We start from the raw sequence: 19,141 nt of genomic DNA on the forward strand, positions 1-19,141 counted from the left end.
TTTGTTGAGGCTTTCATGACCGCTTTATCCCCCTCTCACGTTTCTTCGCTCGTCACGCTTGGCGCTGGCGTTTTCCTGGCTGGTGCGCTGGCCGCAGCCCCGGCCGTTGCCAATGACGCAGCGAGTGGCCCAATGACCCCGCACTGGTCGTTTGCCAACGTTTCCCTGAACTACCTGGACTGGTCCAACGGCACCGAAGCGCGCACGGCGAGCAATGCCGCCAAGAGCGACTTCACGTTCGTTGAAATCGAAGGCGGCGTCGGCTTTAGCTGGGGCGAGTTCTACGGCTTCTTCGATTTCGAGAACCCGACCAACGACCAGTTCGACGAAGCCAGTGGCGGCAAGGACAACTTCCGTACCGCAGGCAAAGTGACCTCGCACATTTACCTGGGTGACAGCCCGCTGTCGCTTTACGCCCACGTTTATGACTTCCGCGACTACGGCTTCAATGGCCGCGAGCAGGACCAGATTCTCGGCCTGGGCTACCGCACGACGTTCGCCAACGGCCTGTGGTTCAAGCCCTTCATCGGTGCTGCCAGGGTTCAAAGTGATGGCTATACGGGCATGAACGGCTACATGGCTGGCTGGGTCGCGGGCTATGACTTCACCGCGCTGGACCAGAACTTCAGTGTGACCAACTGGCACGAGCAGACCTTCGGTCGCGACAGCGACTACCTTTCCCAGAACTACGTCAACGGTACCGCAGGGAGCGTGGGGACCAACGGCGCATTGAGCCTTTGGTGGCACCCGTCTGACTTGATCACCACCGGCGTGCAGTATCGCTACTCAGAGAACAAGCTGGGTACACCCGACGCCTATCAGAACGCGATGATTTACTCAGTCAAGCTAAACTTGCTGTAATCGCTCCCACTCCTCACGCTCCGAAGGTACTCCCATGACCCTCATCATGAGCCTGGTTGGCATGGTCACTCTGGTGGCCATTGCGCTTGTTTTCTCCTATGACCGCAAGGCGATTCGCCTGCGTACCGTGCTGGGTGCCTTCGCGATCCAGGCGGGTATCGGTGCGTTCGTGCTCTACGTACCGTTTGGCCAGGCCGTTCTGCAGGCCATTTCGGCAGGCGTCAGCCAGGTGCTGGTTTACGCCAATGACGGTATCGGCTTTTTGTTTGGCGGGCTGGCTGACGTGGACAATGTCGGCTTCGTCTTCGCCATCAAAGTCCTGCCGGTCATCATCTTTTTCTCCTCGCTGATTGCCGTGCTCTACTATGTCGGCATCATGCAGTGGGTCATCCGGATTCTGGGTGGCGCATTGCAGAAAGCACTGGGCACCTCGCGCACCGAGTCGCTTTCGGCCACGGCCAACATCTTCGTGGGCCAGACCGAGGCACCGCTGGTGGTACGTCCGTTCATTGCCCGCATGACCCCTTCGCAGCTGTTTGCGGTGATGTGTGGTGGCCTGGCTTCCGTGGCGGGTTCGGTGCTGGCGGGCTATGCCGCGCTGGGCATTCCCATGGAGTATCTGGTGGCGGCCTCGTTCATGGCGGCGCCTGGCGGCCTGCTGTTCGCCAAGCTGATCATGCCGGAAACCCAGAACGTGGAAGATAGCGACAGCGTTTCCAAGGTCGATGAAGAGCTGAAAGAGCAGGACGACAAGCCCGCCAACGTGCTGGATGCAGCGGCTTCTGGCGCGACTTCCGGCCTGATGCTGGCAGCCAACGTGGGTGCCATGCTGCTGGCCTTCATCGGCTTGATCGCGCTGGTCAACGGTATTCTGGGCGGCGTGGGCGGTTGGTTCGGTTTCGAGGCATTGAGCCTGGAGCTGATTCTGGGTTGGCTGTTTGCCCCGCTGGCCTTCCTGCTGGGCGTGCCCTGGGAAGAAGCCACCCTGGCGGGCTCGTTCATCGGCCAGAAGCTGGTGGTCAACGAGTTCGTGGCCTTTATCAACCTGGCTCCCTACATTGAAGGGGAACAGGTGGTGGCTGCCACGGGTCAATTGATGACGCCTCACACCATGGCCATCCTGTCATTTGCCTTGTGTGGTTTTGCCAACCTGTCGTCGATTGCCATTCTGCTCGGTGGCCTGGGCAGCATTGCCCCGACCCGCCGCAAGGAGATTGCCCGGTTTGGTGTGAAAGCCGTGCTGGCAGGCACGCTCTCCAACCTGATGTCTGCCTCGATTGCCGGTTTCTTCCTGGCATTGAGCAGCCTCACCGCCTGACGCAGCGAGTACGCGATAACGCAACGGGCGCTGCTTTAGTACGCAGTGCCCGTTTTGTCTTTTACCGATTGATGAGAACTTCATGACTGCCACCGCTTCCCCCCAGCTTATCCAGGCCGCCCGTCACGCCCTGACGTTAATGGACCTCACCAGCCTGAACGACAGCGACACCGACAGCGTGATCGAAGCGCTGTGCCAGCAGGTCAAGACCCCCTACGGCCACCCGGCAGCGGTGTGCGTTTACCCCTCGTTCATCGTCACGGCAGCCCGCGCGCTGGGCGCCCACAAGCTGGATGATCAGGTCAAGATCGCCACGGTCACCAACTTCCCCCATGGGGGCGATGACATCATGGGCGCGGCCCGTGAAACCCGCGAAGCCGTGGCATCGGGTGCTCATGAAGTCGACGTGGTGTTCCCCTACCGCGCCTTGATGGCAGGCGATGAAGAGACTGGCCGCGAGCTGGTGGAAATGTGCAAGGCCGCCTGTGGTGGCCAGGCATTGCTGAAAGTCATCATCGAATCCGGCGAACTCAAGGACCCTGCGCTGATCAAACGTGCCAGTGAGCTGGCCATCGAAGGCGGCGCGGATTTCATCAAGACCTCGACCGGAAAAGTGCCGGTCAATGCCACGCTGGAAGCCGCCGAGATCATGCTCAAGGCCATCAAGGCCAGCGGCAAAGACGTTGGCTTCAAAGCCGCCGGCGGCGTACGCAGCGCAGAAGAAGCCGCTGAGTACCTGGCGCTGGCAGCCGACATCATGGGGCCGCAGTGGGTCACCCCGGCACACTTCCGGTTTGGTGCCTCCAGCCTGCTGGGCAACTTGTTGAACACACTCGACGGTGGCGCTGACGCGGCGCTGCTCTCCCCCACCAACGGAGGCTACTAAATGTCGTCCAACGCTTCTCACCACGCGCTGCTCCCTCAAGAACTGATTCGCCTGAAGCGCGACGGCCAGCCGCTGCCCGCTGAAGAGATCAAGGCGTTCGTGCAGGGCATCGCCGATGACCGCATCAGCGATGCGCAGATCGGCGCCTTCACCATGTCGGTCTTTTTGAATGGCATGAGCCGCGAAGAAGTCGTGGCATTGACCACCGCCACGCGCGATTCTGGCCACGTGATGCAGTGGGATTCCCTCAACCTGCCCGGCCCCATCGTGGACAAGCACTCCACCGGCGGCGTGGGCGATCTGGTATCGCTGGTGCTGGGCCCGTGGGTCGCGGCCTGCGGCGCCTTCGTACCGATGATTTCCGGCCGTGGCCTGGGCCACACCGGCGGTACCCTGGACAAGCTGGAATCGATCCCCGGCTATGACCCCTACCCCGCCCCCGAGCGCTTCAGTGAGGTGGTTAAATCCACCGGCGTGGCGATCATCGGCCAAACCGGCAACCTCGCCCCGGCCGACAAGCGCATCTACGGCGTGCGTGATGTCACCGCCACCGTGGAATCCATCCCGTTGATCACGGCCTCGATTCTGGGCAAAAAGCTGGCCTCTGGCCTGGACGCCCTGGTAATGGACGTCAAAGTGGGCAGCGGCGCGTTCATGCCCACCCCGGAAAAGTCCCGCGAACTGGCCAAAAGCATCGCCAACGTGGCCACCCAGGCAGGCACACCCACCACCGCCCTGCTCACCGACATGAGCCAGCCGCTAGCCCCGTGTGCCGGTAACGCGGTAGAAATCGTCGAAACCCTGGCGCTGCTGCGCGGCGAGCGAGCCAACAGCCGCGTGATGCTGGTCACCCGCGAACTGGCCGTTGAAATGCTGATTGCGGGCAAGCTGGTGGCCAACCGCGAAGAAGCCCTCGCCAAGCTGGACAAAGCGCTGACCTCTGGCGCGGCGGCAGAAGTGTTTGCCCGTATGGTGCGCGAACTGGGCGGCCCCGCCGACTTCATGGAGCGCTCGGACAGCTACCTGGCCACCGCCCCGGTCGTTCAAGCGGTCTACCCCGAGCAGAGCGGTATCGTGCAGCGTTTCGATACCCGCGCCGTGGGCATGAGCGTGGTAGAGCTGGGCGGCGGCCGCCTGCGTAACGATGCCAGCGTCGATCACAGCGTGGGCTTTAGCGACATCGTCGAAATCGGCGACCGCGTCGACAGCCAGCGCCCGCTGGCCATCGTCCACGCCCGCACGGAAGAGGCCGCGGCCCGTGCCGCTGCTCAGCTCCGTGCGGCGGTCACCATTGGCGATGCCGACGCCACCGCCGACACCCTGTTGCAAGAGACCTTCCGAGGAGAAGCCTGATGCGCCGCGCCATCGTCCTGGTACTCGACTCTTTCGGGATCGGTAGCGCCCCCGATGCCGCCACCTTTGGCGACCAGGGGTCAGATACTCTGGGCCACATCGCCGCCGCCTGTGCCCGTGGCGAAGCCGACACCGCCGAGCGCTCCGGCCCATTGTCGCTGCCCAACATGGCCGCGCTAGGTCTGTTCCACGCCCACCGCGACGCCACTGGCAGCGTGGCGGAAGGTGTCAGTTTGCCCGACCAACTGACGGGCGCTTACGCCCACGCCAAAGAGATCTCCAGCGGCAAGGACACCCCTTCCGGCCACTGGGAAATTGCCGGTGTGCCGGTGCGTTTCGACTGGGGCTACTTCCTCGATAAAACCGACAGTTTCCCGCTCGAACTGCTGGACGCCATCATTCGTGACGCCAAGCTGACCGGAGTGATCGGCAACTGCCACGCCTCAGGCACCGAGATCATCGCTCGCCTGGGCGAAGAGCATATCGCCACCGGCAAACCGATCGTGTACACCTCGGCCGACTCCGTGTTCCAGATTGCCGCCCATGAAGAGCACTTCGGCCTGGAACGCCTCTATGCGCTGTGCGAAACCGTCCGCGAGCTGCTGGAGCCCTACAACATTGGCCGCGTCATCGCCCGACCGTTCATTGGCGAAGACCGTGCAAGCTTTGCGCGCACCGGCAACCGCCGCGACTACAGCGTCGAGCCGCCCAGCCCCACCGTGCTGCAAAAGCTCGCCGATGCCGGGGGCGAAGTGGTGTCGATTGGCAAGATCGCCGACATCTACGCTCACTGCGGCATTACCCACAAGGTCAAGGCCAGCGGCCACGATGCCCTGATGGATGCCACCTTGGCGGAAGTCGCGCGCACCGCCAACGAGACCAGCGACCGCCCGACCATGATCATGACCAACTTCGTGGATTTCGATTCGGTCTACGGCCATCGCCGGGACGTACCGGGCTACGCCGCCGCGCTGGAGCACTTCGACGCCCGCCTGCCGGAGCTGCTGGCAGCCCTCGATGACGACGACCTGCTGCTGCTCACCGCCGACCACGGCTGCGACCCCAGTTGGGAAGGCACCGAGCACACCCGCGAATACGTGCCGATCATGGTACGCGGCGCAGGCTTCGCCCCCGGCCCGCTGGGCGAGCGCGGCACCTTTGCCGACATTGGCCAAACCCTTGCGGCGTTCTTCGCCGTAGACGCCATGGCCGACGGCGAGAGCTTTTTACCTGACGCGGCCTAAGCGCCGATAACGTATCACTGGCACGTCAACGTGCACGGCCTGAACCCCGCACGGCGGGGTTCAGGCTCCCTGTTCAGAGAGGAGAGTTTCATGGCTACCCCGCATATCAACGCCGAAATGGGCGATTTCGCCGATACCGTCCTGATGCCTGGCGACCCGCTGCGCGCCAAGTACATCGCCGACACCTACCTGGAGAACGTGCGCCAGGTCAACGACGTGCGCAGCATGTTCGGCTACACCGGCACCTACAAAGGCCGCGAGATTTCCGTCATGGGCCACGGCATGGGCATCCCCTCCGTGTCGATCTATGCCAAAGAGCTGATTACCGATTACGGCGTGAAGTCGATCATCCGCGTGGGCTCCTGCGGCGCGGTACGTGACGATGTCAACGTGCGCGACGTGGTGATCGGGCTGGGTGCCAGCACCGACTCCAAGGTGAACCGCATGCGCTTCAATGACCACGACCTGGCCGCCATTGCCGACTTCGAGCTGGCCAGCCACGCCGTGGCGGCCGCCAAAGCGCAGAACGTCGCCGTGAAAGTCGGCAACATCTTCTCGGCGGACCTGTTCTACAACCCGCAGACCGACATGGCCGAGCTGATGAAGCGCTACGGCATCGTCGGCGTCGAGATGGAAGCCGCAGGCCTGTACGGCGTGGCCGCCGAATTCGGCGCCCGTGCACTGACCATCTGCACCGTCTCCGACCACATTCTGAAAGGTGACTCGCTCTCCAGTGCCGACCGCCAAACCACCTTCAACGACATGATGGTGATTGCCCTCGACACCGTTCTGCGCGATGACGCCGCCAAGGCGTAATGCCCGGCGTCTTGAGCCCATAGACATCCTGAACACAGAGAGAGAATAGCGCCATGAGCCACGCGGATCAGGCATTGGTCGACACGCTGCTGACCACCCTGGGCAACGCCTACGCGCCCTACTCCAACCACCCCGTGGCGGCGGTGATGGAGTGCCCCGACGGCCAGCAGTTTGCCGGTAGCAACGTGGAAGTCGCCCACTACAAAGGGCTGTGTGCCGAAGCCTCGGCCATTTCTGCCATGGTTACCGCTGGCCAGCGCGAGCTGGCCAAGGTCTACGTGATGGGCCCCGGCGAGCACCTCTGCACGCCCTGCGGCGACTGCCGCCAGCGCATCCGCGAATTCGCCACCCCCAGCACGCAAATCATGGTGCTCTCCAAACAGGGCGAGGTGTTGAAAACCTACACCATGGACAGCCTGCTGCCCGACGCTTTTGGGCCGGAGCAGCTGCCGGGACGTTAAGCAGTTTCCCGCAGCACCAGCGCCACCGGCAGCGACACGTGCCGGGGCGCTTTTCCTGCCAACGCATCGCCCAGCAGCTCCACGCTCATTGCCGCAATGGCGGCAATGTCCTGGCGTACCGTGGTCAACCCCGTGGCCAGAGTGGGCAGGTCGTCAAAGCCGGTGACGGCTACCTCGCTGGGCACACGAATACCGCTGTCTTCCAGAGCGGCCACGCAGCCCAGCGCCAGCTCGTCGGTGGCACAGACCAGCGCGTCGAAGAGCAAGGATGCGTCTGCGCGCTCCTTGAGCAGGCGGTTGAGCTGGCGATAGCTGGTCAGGGAGTCCGAGGTCAGCCGATGCGGCAGGCTGATCAACTGCTCGCTGAGCCCCGCTTCGGTGACGGCACGCTGATATCCGGAAAGGCGGCTGAGAGGCCGCGGCACGTCCAGCTCTCCCCCCACAAACGCAATCCGCGTTCGCCCCTGTTCGATCAGGTGCTGCGTCATCTGGTAAATGCCCGAGACATCGTCCGGGGCCACCGAAAAGCCGTCTCCTGCGTTGCCAATTCGTACGAAGGGAACGCCCGCTGCCTTCAGAAGGCCTGGCCTGGCATCTTCTGCCGTTTCGCCCAGCAAGATCGCGGCTCCTGCCCGCTCGGGCAGCTCATGGGTCTGATCGTGGTGAAAAAACACCGGTACCATGCCTTGCTGGTGCAGGGCCACGGTCAGGTGCTGGTAGAGCAGAATGTAGTAAGGCCGCAGCTCGATATCCTGTCGCCCAAGGGAGATCCCCACCACCGCCGCCTTACCGCTGATCAGTTGACGGGCGGCGGCGCTGGGTTGATAGGCCAGCTCACGGCTGATGGTCAGAATCCGCTCGCGCAGCGCGTCGCTCAGCCCGGGCTTGCCGTTCAAGGCTCGGCTGACCGACGCGATGGATACCTCGGCACGCCGGGCAATTTCGCGGATGGTCGCCGCCGGTGCGCTCGATGTGTGCTGTTTCATGCCTGGCCTCAGCCGCCGTTGGGGAGCTTGATTGTACAAAAAGCGGGGCGGAAAATCGCCGCCCCCTGCGCAAGCAACCCCGTGCCAGCCAAGCCCTTGCGTTACCAGCCGCGTCTTCCCAGGCGCGAGAGTTCTCCCTCCAGCTGCTGCACGGCCTGCTCCGCCGTCATGTTGCCCGATAGCGCATCGTGCATCCGGTTGAACACGGCATTCGACACCCGTGGGTAAGCGCTGCCGGTCACGCTGGCGGGGCGCGGCACGCCCTTCATGACCGTCTCGTAGAGCTCGCCAATGAAGGGCTGCGCGGCCAGCACCTCGTCATCCTCATACAGTGCCGGGCGCGTGGGGTTACGGCCAAACTCGATAGCGTGGGCTTTCTGCTGGGCTTCGGCGGTCAGATAGGCCACCAGCTCAGCGGCCACGTCAGGGTGCGCCGAGTAGCGAGACACCGCCCAGTTCCAACCGCCCAAGGTGGCCACCGACAGGCCTTCAGGCCCACTGGGCAGCGGCGCCACGCTGAATTTGTGCTGGATCGGCGTTCCGTCCGCCTGGCCCAGCGACCACACGTAGGGCCAGTTGCGCATGAACACCGCGTTGCCCGCCTGGAATACGCCTCGCGCTTCCTCTTCCATGTAGTTGCGTACACCTTCCGGGCTGATATCACCTATCCAAGAAGCCGCCAGCGCCAGCGCTTCCACGGCCTGAGGATTGTTGACGGTGACCTGTCCGTCGGCATCCACAAAGGTGCCACCGCCGTAGCTGGCCACCCACTCCAAGGCGTTGGTGGTGAGCCCTTCGTAGGCCCGCCCCTGGAAGACGAAGCCATGCATGCGCTCATTGCCAGCCTCCCGCTCGGCGTTTTGAATACGCCGAGCGGTGTCGGTGAGCGCTTGCCAGGAGTGCGGCACCTCTTCACCGTACTGCTCCAGCAGGTCATGGCGGTAGTAGAGCAACCCGGCATCGGTAAACCACGGCAGGGCCACCAGCTTGCCTTGCACGGTATTGTTGTCCATCAGCGAGGGAATGAACCCCTCGGTGGCGCCTTCCGGCAGGTACTCGTTCAAATCCACCAGGTGCTCTGCCAGCAGCCCCGGCCAGACGATATCCACCATCAGCACATCGACATCCCGAGACTGGCTGCCCAGCAGCTGTTGATACAGCGAAAGCTTTTCCGTGGGCGAGGCTGGCGTGGTGACGATATTGACCTGATGGCCGTTGGCTTCTGCCCAGCGCTGGGCAAGCGCCGGGCAGAAATCCGCCGCCCCGCCATCGCCACAGGCCACGGTGATCTCGGCGGCCAGAGCAGGCAATGCGACAGGCAGTAACGTCATCAGCAGCAACGGTGTTTTCAATGTTGAGCGCATCGTGGAATCCTCATCTTGTTATTGGGTGTCTTGCGGTCAGAGATGCTCGATGAAATCTGCTGATCAACTGGCAATTGCCAGGCTGCGGTCCTCCAGGCTGGAAACGAAACAGGCATCCAGCACGGTTTGAATGGCCGCGCCCCGGGCAAAGTCGGGCTGGTCGTTTTCCCCAGTGCGAATGCTCTCGATAAAGCGCTGGTAGATGCTGGGCGTGGGCGGCGCCTTGACGGTGCTCCAGCGAGCGGGATGCACGTCATCGTTCAGGCACACCTGAACGTCATCCTTGGAGGCGTCGAGATCCACGCGGATCGCACCCTTGTCGCCGTGAACGCTCAGCGTCAGCGAGTTGTGGTGCCCGGTTGCCCAGCGGGTTGCCTGAATCGTGCCCATGGCGCCGTTGGCAAAGCGCACGCGCATCAGCGCCGTGTCGTTGGCATCCAGCAGGTAGTCGCCGATGCGGTTGTCTGGGGCTTTGTCGAAGCAGGTGAGTTCGCAGTTGACGCGGGTGATATCGCCCACCGGGAAGCTGGCAAAATCGACGATATGCACGCCCACATCGCCCAGCACGCCTTTGCTGCCGTGGGCTTCCGAGAGCCGCCAGAGCCACTGGCTATCCTCATCCCAGCGTCCCCAGGCGTTGCTGACCAGCCAGCTCTGGCGATAGCTGGCATCCACGTGGCGAACGGTGCCGATGGCGCCGCCGGTAATCAGCGCTCGGGCGTGCTGAATGGCGGGGGCGTCACGGTAGCTCAGGTTGACCATGTTGATGACCTTGGCGGCCTGGGCGGCAGCGACCATCTCGTGGGCATCCTCCGCATTGGTGGCCAGGGGCTTTTCACACAGGATGTGTTTACCCGCCGCAATGGCTGCCAGCGACGTGGCCTTGTGCACGCCATCCGGAGTGACATTGCTCACCGCGTGGATATCGTCGCGGGCCAGCATGTCGTCCAGCGACTGGTAAACATCGGCAATGCCATGGCGCTCGGCGAAGGCCTGCGCCTTGGGGAAATCACGGTCGCATACGGCAACCACTTCGACACCTTCGAGTCGGCCATAGTGCTTGGCGTGCTCCCCCGCCATGCTGCCCGCGCCAATAATCGCGATACGGATCATTTGAAGCCCTCCTCACCAGGTTTGTGCAGGATTTCGCCCTTGATCTCGACCGGGTTGGGCGCCTGGTCGGCGGGGACGTTGGGGCAGCTGTCGATCCACCGGGAGCCTTCCGGCTGCGCCCAGACCACGGCGTTCTTGAGCACCCGCTTTACCTGCTCGTCGTAGTAGATTGGGTAGGTTTCGTGGCCGGGACGGAAGTAGAAAATCTTGCCGTTACCGCGCTTGTAGGTCAGGCCGGAGCGGAACACTTCGCCGCCTTCGAAGGCACTAATGAAAATCACCTCGTCCGGGTTGGGCACCGCAAAGGGTTCGCCGTACATTTCGGTATGGGGCAGTTCGATGTAATCCCCGAGCCCTTGCACGATGGGGTGGCCAGGATTCACCACCCAGAGCCGCTCACGCTCACCGGCTTCCCGCCATTTAAGTGAGCAGGTAGTGCCCATCAAACGTTTGAAGATTTTCGAGTAGTGGCCGGAGTGCAGCACGATCAAGCCCATTCCCTGCAGCACGCGCGTTTGCACGCGGTCGACGGTCTCTTCCAGCACGTCGCCGTGGGCGGCGTGGCCCCACCACAGCAGCACGTCGGTATTCTCCAGCGTCTCTTCGTCAAGCCCCTGCGCCGGGTCTTGCAGCGTGACCGCCGTGGCCGTTAGCGCTTCCGCTTCATTCAACCCATCGGCGATGCACTGGTGCATGCCGGTGGGGTAAATACGCGCCACTACGTCGTTGGTTTGTTCGTGGACGTTTTCGCCCCATACGGTGACTCGGAGTGTCATGTCGTTCTCCTCAGCGTTGATAGGTACTTGCTCACGAGAGTGAGCGCTGAGGAGAAAAGTAAACGTTTACTCAAAAAGAGTAAACGTTTACTTATTGGATTTTAGTCGAACACCACCGACGCGCTGGCGTCAGGTTCTATTGCTGTTCAGACAGGGGCTTCGTCGGGGCGATTCTCGGCGACGCGCTCGACATCCACGATGCCCGAGCGGCTGACCACGACTTTCCAGCGCGCCAGGTAAGGGGCATCTTCGCTGCCCGTTTCGCGCACCACCAGGTTGAACAGGTGGCGGCGCTCGACGCTTTCCCGCACCGCCTGCCCCTCTTTCAGGCGATAGATATGGTGCTTATCCTTGCTCATCAGGCGGGTCAGCATGGAGAGGTCAATGCTCAGGGTTTCGCGGGTATGCTCATAGCCACTCAAGAAGCGTGTGGGGGACATGCGCGAGCTGGAGCGATAGTGCATGACCACCTCTTCACGCTGGGCCACCGTGCGCCGCCGCATCTGTTGTATATCCTGGTCGAGGGCGGTATAGCGCTTGTAGTCGAACCATTCGAGCTGCCGTCCGACCAGCGCATTGCGGGTAGGGTCGATGTATTGTCGCCGCCACTTGGGTCGGCCTCTTCTCAGCCATCGCCATAGGGTATTGCGCAGGTCGTCCTTGAACACTTCGCGCATGGCGTAGAGCAGCGCCATGGCCAGCACGAACAGTGCGGTGATGTCGCCAATCACGTCGCGCAGGTGCAGTACCCCCAGCGACACGAAGGCCATGACCACCGCGGTGGCCAGGGCCTTGACGGCTTTCTGTTCGCCGCTACCCAGCTCCAGCGCACGCTGCTTGAGCGTGATCGGGTACTCGATCAGCCGTCGCAGCAGGCGCATCTTGTTGGACATGCGGGTGGGGTCATCGCGTACGCGCTCGGCGTTGTACTCCTGCTGCTCGCGGTACTCGCCTTCACGGTGGCAGATGGTCACCAGGCGTCGTTTGACCTCGCTGAACTCTCCGCCCTTGGGCATGTGGGCCACCAGCGCCAACAGCTGCTGCTCGGTGAACCAGGAAAGATAGTTGTCGATGTTGGCAAAGTATTTATAGAGCCGTTCATCGGTGGGCGGGTTACGCCGCAAGCGCTTGAGTATGCCGTCGCTCAGGTCGCTCATCTCGACCAGCTGATCGTAAAGCTCGCTCGCCTTGTCGTGGGTGCTGCTCTTCTCCTCACCCTGCAGGCGACGCAGTTTACGGGCCGTGGAGAGCATGCCCTGGGTGGTTCGCTCCAGGGCCACCACGTACTGGTAGGCGTAGAGACTGAGGCTCAAGCGGTAGGAGTCGCTGCCCAGCTGGTTACGGCTGGCCAGGCGGCTATGCACCAGCGGCAGATGGTACTCGTCGCTGTAGTAAGTGCGCGAGACGTTGATGGCAGCGTGATAAAATGCTTCTTCGGAGATGATGTGCGTACTCAGCCCCAGCTCCTGAGGCACGAACAAGTACACATCCAGCGTATGTGAGGTCTCTTCCTTCAGCCGTCGAGACAGGCGCAGTTGGAAGCTATTTTTACGTTCAACGTTGATCACCCTCACTTATCTCCTGCTTTCATGCCAGACTCGATGATATACCATGGTGAGCTCGCTAGTACGGCTGGCAGAGCGTCGTCTGCCAGCGCACCTTGATACCACAGAGCCATACCATCAAGACTGCGCCATGAGGACTGTACCATGAGGACTGTGCCGTGAAGACCGCGCCATGAAGCGCATGGCATGGATCAGCGCTTTACTTCTTCGCCTTGGAGCCCAGGGATGCCCATCGCCCGTTTTTCACCCTTTGAGCTGCTGCTGCTAAAAAGTCGTAGCCAAGTGGATACGGCCACGCTACTGCTGCTTGGCTGGGTGCTCGTGCATCGCCAGCACGTTTCCGAGGGGCAACGCCGACGTCGGCTGGCCCAGGTCAGCGCGCAGTTTCGCCATGGGCACGAGCTGGGCCCGGTCATGAGCATTGCCCATAGCCAGGACCTTCACGCCATTCAACTGGCCGCCGAAGTCGTGCGCAAGGAGTGCTCCAGGGAGCGCAGCCTCAGCGTGATGCATCAAGCCATCACGGTGGCCACCGACGATGGCGAGCTGTCGCTGGCCAATCACTATATCCTGCGCTTTCTGGCCGACCTGCTGAACGTGGTACCCGCCACCTTGAACACCCTTTTTCAGGAACTGACCGGCAAGCCGCTGCGAGCCCCGGAAGACCCCAGCCGCGATGCCTACTGGCAGGTGCACGACCCGGCGTATTACACCCACAAGGCCGAGCAGGAAGCCCAGGCCGCCGAGCGAGAACAGGCCGCCCAGGCGCAGGCCGAACAGCAGCAGCGCGCCAAGGCCGACAAGCAGCACGCGCGCGCCCAGCGCCAACAGCAAAAACAGCAGCGCAAGGAGGAAGCGCGTCAGGCCAAGCAGCGTGCCGAGCAAGCCCAGGAGCACGCACGTGCAGAGCAGCAGCGCCAGGAGCAGGCTCGCGCCGAACAGGCTCGTCGTGAGCACGCCCGCCGACAGCAGGAGCAGGCCCGGGCAGAACAGGCACGCCGCGAGCGTTACCAGCGCGCGACCAATCCTCCGCCACCGCCCGACCGCACCACCCGAGCGCTGGCCGTGCTGGGGCTGATGCCAGGCGCCAGCAAGACAGAAGTGCGCAAGGCCTACCGGCGCATGGCGCAACTGCATCACCCCGACCGGTTCTATTCGGAAAGCGAACATCAGGTGGCGCTGGCCTCGGCACGTTTTCAGCGCATCAAAAACGCGTATGATTATCTGATGCAAACTTACTAAGCGTCACGGGGCAGCGACGTATGCTGCCCGCCATGCTGAAACCACGACCTTCCACTGTGTCCATTGTGACGAGACCGACGCCGGATTATGCGCGACCTTTATCAACGCCTGAGCCTGCCCCCCAATGCCAATGAGCAGCAGATCGACACCGCCGTGGCGCGCTGCCCCAACAGCGCCCTGCGCCAGGACGCCACCTCGGTACTGACGGTGACCCCGCACCGTGAAACCTACGATGCGCTGCACGGCACCTTGAGCGACATCGGCCGCCTGCGCGCGCGCCTTGGATTGACCCACGGAGCACACTGGCAAGGTGACGTGGCCAATGATTTCTCGCTGCCCCCTGACCACGCCATTTCACGCCATGACGAACTGGTCGACCGAGTCAGCCACGCCGTCTCGCTATATAACCGTTGGCGAGGGCTGCGTGGCCCCTGGCTGCTGGTCACGCTATTTGCGCTGGGCACAGGCCTGGGGCTGGCCATTGGCATTGCCCTAAGTCTGGGGCTTGGGCTGGGATCGAGATAGCGGCGGCGCAGTCGTTGAGCCTTCAGGGCGCTGCCGCTCGTCACGGCGGATTTCGGCCTCGGTGGGCCTGGGCGCTGGTTTAGGGGGCTCAGGGGTATGCTGCGGCGCATCCAGGTCGCCCTGCTGGCGGTGCTGCAGCGTCATGTCGGTACCATGGGGCTCGTCACCACGGGCCTCGGAGCGAGCCTCCATGCGCACGCTGAGCCGCGGTACACCCAAGTCGATTTCCTGGGCTTCCATGCGCTGCTTCAGCAGCAGATTGAAGGCGCGTGACACGTCCCACTGCATTTCAGGAGCGGTGCGGAAGCGCATCCGTAATATCGGGCAGCCATCTTCGAAGGCCTGTACCCCCTGCATCTCCAGCGGCGACCAGATGTAGTGACGCATCATCGGGTCCTTGCGCAATTCCTGAGCCGTTTCCTGCATCAGCGTGATGGCGTCATCGATTTTCATGTCATAAGGAATGCGAATCCGCATCAAGGCAATACCGAACTGGCGCGACATGTTGTGGATCGATTCGATACGACTGAAGGTGATGATGTGCAGCACGCCGTCCAGGTCACGCAGCCTGACCGTCCGCAACGTCAGCCCTTCGACGGTACCCATGTGCGTATTGATGGTGACGAAGTCATCCACCGCCAGGGAGTCCTCGATGAGGATGAAGATGCCGGTGATCAAATCCTGCACCAGGGTTTGCGCGCCAAACCCCACCGCCAGACCGATCACACCGGCACCGGCCAGCAGCGGCGTGACGTTGACCCCAAGGTTGGCCAAGCCAGCAATCACCGCAATGATCAGGATGGTGACGAAAATCACGTTACGGATCATCGGTGTGATGGTTTGTGCGCGAGCCTGGTTGACGCGCCGCCCCCGTGAACGCGCGGAGGAAGTCAGCGCCCGTTGAATGGCGGTATCGGCAAAAATCCACACCAGCCATGCCAACAGCACGGTGGCCCCCAGGCTGACCAACGCCTGGCCAATACGCGCACTGGCCACGGCCTGCTGGCCAAGCCCAAACAGCGAGCCTCCCCATACCTGCATGGAAAGCTCGGCAAAAATCATCCAGGCGCTCAGGTGCGCCAGTACGAAGCCAAACCGCTCGAGTCGCTTGCGATATTGGCTAAAGCGGCGGCGATGGCGCCGCTTGCCCAAGCGCTCTTCCTGGCGACGCAGCAGCCCGGTAATCACCAGGGTCAGCACCAGCAGACTGGCGGAAATGATCGAGCGAGCCAGCGCCGTGCCCACATCCCCGACGGTAATGAAAATGGCCAGCAGCGAGCCGCCCACCATCAGCAGGGCAGGAATGTGCCATAGCCCACCCAGCGCACGGATCATTTCCACGGCCGTACTGGCATCGCGGCGCTGCTTGTAAGGCCGGTTACAGATGAGATGACGAATGGGGCGCTGGAATTTGAAGATGAAACGCGCCGACAGCAGCGCCGCCAGCATGTTGGCCAGCACCGACACCAGCCCCGACAGCTCGGTCCCCAGCAGCTCCATCAGGCGGGTAGAGTTGACGGCATCTCCCAAGGCAATCAGCGCGCCGATGACGAACAGCCCCCGCAACGCCTTGTGCTGTAATACTTGCACGGCGGTAAAACGGTGCCCGCGACTAAAGAACGCCACCACCGTTTCGAACACCACCGACAGCGCTCGGCCACACAGGCAGATATAGGCCACCACCAGCACCAGTGCACGGCCAGGACTGTAAGGCAGCAGTTGGCCGACGCCCAAGGTAATGACGAAGGCCAGTATCCAGGGAAGCATGCGCCGCAAGAAGTGAACCGCCAACAGCCAGGCCTTGGGGTCCCGAGGCAGGTCCAGCGGCCAATCGCGGCGGGTGGCCACCACCCGCCCAAAGGCAATCATCGTGACCAGCAGACCGCTCCAGATCACGGCCAGCAAGGCCCCTTCCGCCACGGCCCGGATGGCGTCGCCCTGGTCGGCACCGGCATTCAGGGCGCGCAGGTCCTCGACGCCCTGGACCAGCTGCCGTGACCACTCGTCGATGGGCGAATCTCCGGCTTGGGCGTGCTCACCGATGTCGGAAAGCGTATAGGCCAGGGCGCCCAACAAACCCTGGCGCACCACGCCTTCGTCTTCCACGGCCTCGGTACTCAGCTGCAGCTCGCGCAGCGAGTCCAGCAGCGCACGGCGCTGATCCTCGCTTTCGAGCATGCCAATGACGTCGCTCAGGGAGCGCTGGAAATTTTCGCTGGTGACGTCCGGCTGCTCTTCGCTGTCACTACTGCCCCCCAGCGTGGGAAGCGAGACGCTCTGGGCGTGTGCGGTGACGCTGATCATCAGGCTGAGTAGCGCCCCTAGAACGATGCTGGTTATCCAGTGCTGTCGCACGCGTGACTCCCGTGGAAAGTGACTGTTGAATCGTGTCCTTCTCTTGCTCAGCCTAAGCGTGTGATTATGATAGGCTAAACGTACAAACGTTCACCTCCAGGACATCGAGATGACGCTGCAGGCTCCTCCCCAACGCTTGAACCCGGACGGCCAGACCCGACGCGTAGGCGTCGAAATCGAGTTTGCCGGGCTCCCCCCTCGCGAGACGGCCGAGGTGGTGCAGGCACTGTTTGGTGGTGAGCTTAACGTGGTCAGCCCCCATCGGCTACAGGTGGCCGACACACGCTGGGGAGCGTTCGAGATCGAACTGGATACTCAATACGCCCATCCAGACCAGACGTTGTTGGACGCACAGCAGGACAGTGACAGCGAGTGGGCCCGCCAACAGCATCAGCGACGGCTGGAATTCCACCAAAAGACCCGTGAACTGATCGGTGACATGGTGACCGGCCTGGTGCCCACCGAAATCGTCTGCCCTCCCATCCCCTGGGAAGAGCTCGAAGCGCTGGACACTCTGTTCGACACCTTGCGGGAAAAAGGCGCCAAAGGCACCGATGCCAGCCTGCTGTACGGCTTCGGCCTGCACCTGAACCCTGAGATCGAGCGCGGCGAGGTCGATTACCTGCTCGCCATGCTACGCGCCTATTTGCTGCTGGCCAGTTGGCTACGCCAGGAAATCAAGGTGGATATCACCCGAGAGATGCTGCCGCACGCCAACCCGTTTCCCAAGGAGTACGCCCGCAAGGTGCTGGATCTGCGTTACCAGCCGGACCTCGACACCTTCATCGACGACTACCTGGCCGATAATCCTACCCGTAACCGCGAGCTGGACCTGCTGCCGCTGTTTGCCCACCTGCGCCCGGAACACCCTCATCCGCTACTGCACGGCCAGTTGACCAAGCCACGGCCCACCTTCCATTATCGGTTGCCCAATGCGCAGCTGTCGCAGCCGGGCTGGGGCAGCGTGATGGAGTGGAACCGCTGGGTGGAGGTAGAGAAGCTGGCCCACGATCAGGACAACCTTCACGCCCGCTGCCAGGAGTACATGGCCGAACAGCGCCAGCCCTGGTGGCAGCGCCTCAAGCGCAGACTGTTTGGCCATGCCTAGACCCCTGATCGGCATCACGACCTCGGATTACAAAAGCCAGCTTGCCTGGTGCTTCGACTGGTTTGCCGTCTGGCGTCACGGCGGCAGGCCGCTACGCCTTTCCCCTTCCCGCCCTTTGCCGGAGCATCTGGACGGCCTGATCATTGGCGGCGGGGACGACATTCAAGCCCACCTGTACGGCGGCGAAGTGCAGCTTGACGTGCGCCTGGACCCGGCTCGTGACGAGCTGGAACTCGACCTGCTGAAGCGCTTCATACCCCGCCATACGCCAGTACTCGGCATCTGCCGAGGTGCGCAGCTGATCAACGTGCATCTGGGCGGCAGCCTGGACCCCGACATCTACACCACCCACGAAGGCTTGAAGCGCCGCCGCACGGTACTGCCCCGCAAAACCGTCGACATCGTGGGCGACAGCCAGCTCTATCGCTTGCTGGGAGTGACCTGGTGTCGCGTGAATAGCCTTCATCATCAGGCGGTCAATCGGGCAGGCAAGGGCATTCGTATCGTGGCGCGTGACCGCGATGGGCTGGTGCAGGGCATCGAGTCCACGGAGCATGCGTTCCTGATAGGCGTTCAGTGGCACCCGGAGTGGCTGATTTTCAACCGCCCCCAGCAGCGTTTGATACGTGCGCTGGTGAAGGCGGCCAAGGCGCCCCGCTAGCCTTTCAGTGCAGCCAATGCCGCGTCGTAATCAGGCTCGTTCTTCAACTCGCTGACCAGCTCGCTGTGCAGCACCCGATCCTCGGCATCCAGCACCACCACGGCACGAGCGCAGAGCCCTTCCATGTTGCTGTTGCATAGCGCCACGCCCCAGTCCTGCTGAAATTCGCGGTGGCGGAACGTCGAGAGCGTCTCCACGTTGTCCAGCCCTTCGGCACCGCAAAAACGCTTGGCCGCAAAAGGCAAGTCGGCAGACACCACCAGCACCACGGTGTTGTCCAGCGACGAGGCCAGTTCATTGAAGCGTCGCGTCGACGTTGCACAGGTAGGCGTATCGACGCTGGGGATGATGTTCAGCACCTTGCGCTTGCCTGCATAGGTCGCCAGGGTAACGTCGTCCAGGCTGCCGTTGGTGAGCGTCATGGCCGGTGCATCCTGCCCCACCGCCGGTAAGGTGCCCGCCACATCCATGGGTTGACCTGCCCGCGTAATCTGTTGCATATCAAGC

General features: G+C 62.7%; 18 protein-coding genes. 11 read left to right on the forward strand and 7 right to left on the reverse strand.

The window, feature by feature from the left end; genetic code table 11:
- The first annotated feature begins 15 nt into the window (after nt 1-15).
- The 7 genes from FEU76_RS07740 to cdd all read left to right on the forward strand — a co-directional run bounded on the left by FEU76_RS07740 (nt 16) and on the right by cdd (nt 6,939).
- Nucleotides 16-861, forward strand: coding sequence for an outer membrane protein OmpK (locus FEU76_RS07740; RefSeq protein WP_144981874.1), 846 nt, complete (start codon nt 16-18; stop codon nt 859-861).
- A gap of 34 nt (nt 862-895) precedes the next feature.
- Nucleotides 896-2,179, forward strand: a complete 1,284-nt coding sequence (locus FEU76_RS07745) for a NupC/NupG family nucleoside CNT transporter (RefSeq protein WP_039176713.1) — start codon at nt 896-898, stop codon at nt 2,177-2,179.
- 82 nt (nt 2,180-2,261) lie between these two features.
- On the forward strand, nt 2,262-3,065 hold the full coding sequence (gene deoC / locus FEU76_RS07750) for a deoxyribose-phosphate aldolase (protein WP_096922469.1): 804 nt from the start codon (nt 2,262-2,264) through the stop codon (nt 3,063-3,065).
- Nucleotides 3,066-4,418 (forward strand): thymidine phosphorylase, encoded by a 1,353-nt coding sequence (deoA, locus tag FEU76_RS07755; RefSeq protein WP_039176717.1) that lies wholly within the window; start codon nt 3,066-3,068, stop codon nt 4,416-4,418.
- On the forward strand, nt 4,418-5,662 hold the full coding sequence (locus FEU76_RS07760) for a phosphopentomutase (protein ID WP_144981877.1): 1,245 nt from the start codon (nt 4,418-4,420) through the stop codon (nt 5,660-5,662). The genes deoA and FEU76_RS07760 overlap by 1 nt, the downstream gene beginning before the upstream one ends.
- Before the next feature lie 90 nt (nt 5,663-5,752).
- A complete protein-coding gene (gene deoD / locus FEU76_RS07765) occupies nt 5,753-6,478 on the forward strand; it encodes a purine-nucleoside phosphorylase (RefSeq protein ID WP_016914679.1) in 726 nt (241 codons plus the stop codon).
- Nucleotides 6,479-6,531: 53 nt separating this feature from the next.
- Nucleotides 6,532-6,939, forward strand: coding sequence for a cytidine deaminase (gene cdd, locus FEU76_RS07770; RefSeq protein ID WP_081137722.1), 408 nt, complete (start codon nt 6,532-6,534; stop codon nt 6,937-6,939).
- Here the strand turns inward: cdd and FEU76_RS07775 are convergent.
- The 5 genes from FEU76_RS07775 to FEU76_RS07795 all read right to left on the reverse strand — a co-directional run bounded on the left by FEU76_RS07775 (nt 6,936) and on the right by FEU76_RS07795 (nt 12,746).
- A complete protein-coding gene (locus FEU76_RS07775) occupies nt 6,936-7,925 on the reverse strand; it encodes a LacI family DNA-binding transcriptional regulator (RefSeq protein ID WP_144981880.1) in 990 nt (329 codons plus the stop codon). The genes cdd and FEU76_RS07775 overlap by 4 nt on opposite strands.
- Nucleotides 7,926-8,026: 101 nt before the next feature.
- On the reverse strand, nt 8,027-9,289 hold the full coding sequence (locus tag FEU76_RS07780; protein ID WP_144981882.1) for an ABC transporter substrate-binding protein: 1,263 nt from the start codon (nt 9,287-9,289) through the stop codon (nt 8,027-8,029).
- A gap of 63 nt (nt 9,290-9,352) precedes the next feature.
- A complete protein-coding gene (locus tag FEU76_RS07785) occupies nt 9,353-10,402 on the reverse strand; it encodes a Gfo/Idh/MocA family protein (protein ID WP_039176747.1) in 1,050 nt (349 codons plus the stop codon).
- Nucleotides 10,399-11,178 carry a ThuA domain-containing protein gene (locus tag FEU76_RS07790; protein WP_144981885.1) on the reverse strand — a complete coding sequence of 260 codons (780 nt, stop codon included), beginning with the start codon at nt 11,176-11,178 and terminating at the stop codon, nt 10,399-10,401. The genes FEU76_RS07785 and FEU76_RS07790 overlap by 4 nt, the downstream gene beginning before the upstream one ends.
- 146 nt (nt 11,179-11,324) lie before the next feature.
- On the reverse strand, nt 11,325-12,746 hold the full coding sequence (locus FEU76_RS07795) for a hypothetical protein (RefSeq protein ID WP_039176754.1): 1,422 nt from the start codon (nt 12,744-12,746) through the stop codon (nt 11,325-11,327).
- 222 nt (nt 12,747-12,968) lie between these two features.
- On the opposite strand from FEU76_RS07795, the gene FEU76_RS07800 reads away from it, so the two are divergent.
- Both FEU76_RS07800 and FEU76_RS07805 read left to right on the forward strand, forming a co-directional pair.
- A complete protein-coding gene (locus tag FEU76_RS07800) occupies nt 12,969-13,985 on the forward strand; it encodes a J domain-containing protein (RefSeq protein ID WP_144981888.1) in 1,017 nt (338 codons plus the stop codon).
- Between the two features lie 87 nt (nt 13,986-14,072).
- Nucleotides 14,073-14,510: a hypothetical protein gene (locus FEU76_RS07805; RefSeq protein ID WP_039176761.1), complete on the forward strand. Its 438-nt coding sequence runs from the start codon at nt 14,073-14,075 to the stop codon at nt 14,508-14,510.
- Here FEU76_RS07805 and FEU76_RS07810 read toward each other — a convergent pair.
- A complete protein-coding gene (locus tag FEU76_RS07810) occupies nt 14,478-16,865 on the reverse strand; it encodes a mechanosensitive ion channel family protein (protein ID WP_144981891.1) in 2,388 nt (795 codons plus the stop codon). The genes FEU76_RS07805 and FEU76_RS07810 overlap by 33 nt on opposite strands.
- 109 nt (nt 16,866-16,974) lie before the next feature.
- Between FEU76_RS07810 and FEU76_RS07815 the strand changes: the two genes are divergently transcribed.
- A complete protein-coding gene (locus tag FEU76_RS07815; protein WP_144981894.1) occupies nt 16,975-17,973 on the forward strand; it encodes an amidoligase family protein in 999 nt (332 codons plus the stop codon).
- Nucleotides 17,966-18,634 (forward strand): gamma-glutamyl-gamma-aminobutyrate hydrolase family protein, encoded by a 669-nt coding sequence (locus FEU76_RS07820; RefSeq protein WP_039177020.1) that lies wholly within the window; start codon nt 17,966-17,968, stop codon nt 18,632-18,634. Before FEU76_RS07815 ends, FEU76_RS07820 begins: the two co-directional genes overlap by 8 nt.
- Here FEU76_RS07820 and tpx read toward each other — a convergent pair.
- The gene (gene tpx / locus FEU76_RS07825; protein WP_144981897.1) at nt 18,631-19,134 is read right to left on the reverse strand and encodes a thiol peroxidase; all 504 of its coding nucleotides are present in this window, start codon (nt 19,132-19,134) and stop codon (nt 18,631-18,633) included. The two genes, FEU76_RS07820 and tpx, sit on opposite strands and share 4 nt — an antisense overlap.
- Between the last annotated feature and the right edge of the window lie 7 nt (nt 19,135-19,141).

Source organism: Halomonas sp. C22 (genome assembly GCF_007655045.1).
GTDB classification, from domain to species: Bacteria; Pseudomonadota; Gammaproteobacteria; order Pseudomonadales; family Halomonadaceae; genus Vreelandella; species Vreelandella hamiltonii.

What these genes read in the sequence shown, in the direction of transcription:
- FEU76_RS07740 (WP_144981874.1), top strand. Translation starts at nt 16, where the DNA reads ATGACCGCTTTATCCCCCTCTCACGTTTCTTCGCTCGTCACGCTTGGC.
- FEU76_RS07745 (WP_039176713.1), top strand. Translation starts at nt 896, where the DNA reads ATGACCCTCATCATGAGCCTGGTTGGCATGGTCACTCTGGTGGCCATT.
- deoC (WP_096922469.1), top strand. Translation starts at nt 2,262, where the DNA reads ATGACTGCCACCGCTTCCCCCCAGCTTATCCAGGCCGCCCGTCACGCC.
- deoA (WP_039176717.1), top strand. Translation starts at nt 3,066, where the DNA reads ATGTCGTCCAACGCTTCTCACCACGCGCTGCTCCCTCAAGAACTGATT.
- FEU76_RS07760 (WP_144981877.1), top strand. Translation starts at nt 4,418, where the DNA reads ATGCGCCGCGCCATCGTCCTGGTACTCGACTCTTTCGGGATCGGTAGC.
- deoD (WP_016914679.1), top strand. Translation starts at nt 5,753, where the DNA reads ATGGCTACCCCGCATATCAACGCCGAAATGGGCGATTTCGCCGATACC.
- cdd (WP_081137722.1), top strand. Translation starts at nt 6,532, where the DNA reads ATGAGCCACGCGGATCAGGCATTGGTCGACACGCTGCTGACCACCCTG.
- FEU76_RS07775 (WP_144981880.1), bottom strand. Translation starts at nt 7,925, where the DNA reads ATGAAACAGCACACATCGAGCGCACCGGCGGCGACCATCCGCGAAATT.
- FEU76_RS07780 (WP_144981882.1), bottom strand. Translation starts at nt 9,289, where the DNA reads ATGCGCTCAACATTGAAAACACCGTTGCTGCTGATGACGTTACTGCCT.
- FEU76_RS07785 (WP_039176747.1), bottom strand. Translation starts at nt 10,402, where the DNA reads ATGATCCGTATCGCGATTATTGGCGCGGGCAGCATGGCGGGGGAGCAC.
- FEU76_RS07790 (WP_144981885.1), bottom strand. Translation starts at nt 11,178, where the DNA reads ATGACACTCCGAGTCACCGTATGGGGCGAAAACGTCCACGAACAAACC.
- FEU76_RS07800 (WP_144981888.1), top strand. Translation starts at nt 12,969, where the DNA reads ATGCCCATCGCCCGTTTTTCACCCTTTGAGCTGCTGCTGCTAAAAAGT.
- FEU76_RS07805 (WP_039176761.1), top strand. Translation starts at nt 14,073, where the DNA reads ATGCGCGACCTTTATCAACGCCTGAGCCTGCCCCCCAATGCCAATGAG.
- FEU76_RS07815 (WP_144981894.1), top strand. Translation starts at nt 16,975, where the DNA reads ATGACGCTGCAGGCTCCTCCCCAACGCTTGAACCCGGACGGCCAGACC.
- FEU76_RS07820 (WP_039177020.1), top strand. Translation starts at nt 17,966, where the DNA reads ATGCCTAGACCCCTGATCGGCATCACGACCTCGGATTACAAAAGCCAG.
- tpx (WP_144981897.1), bottom strand. Translation starts at nt 19,134, where the DNA reads ATGCAACAGATTACGCGGGCAGGTCAACCCATGGATGTGGCGGGCACC.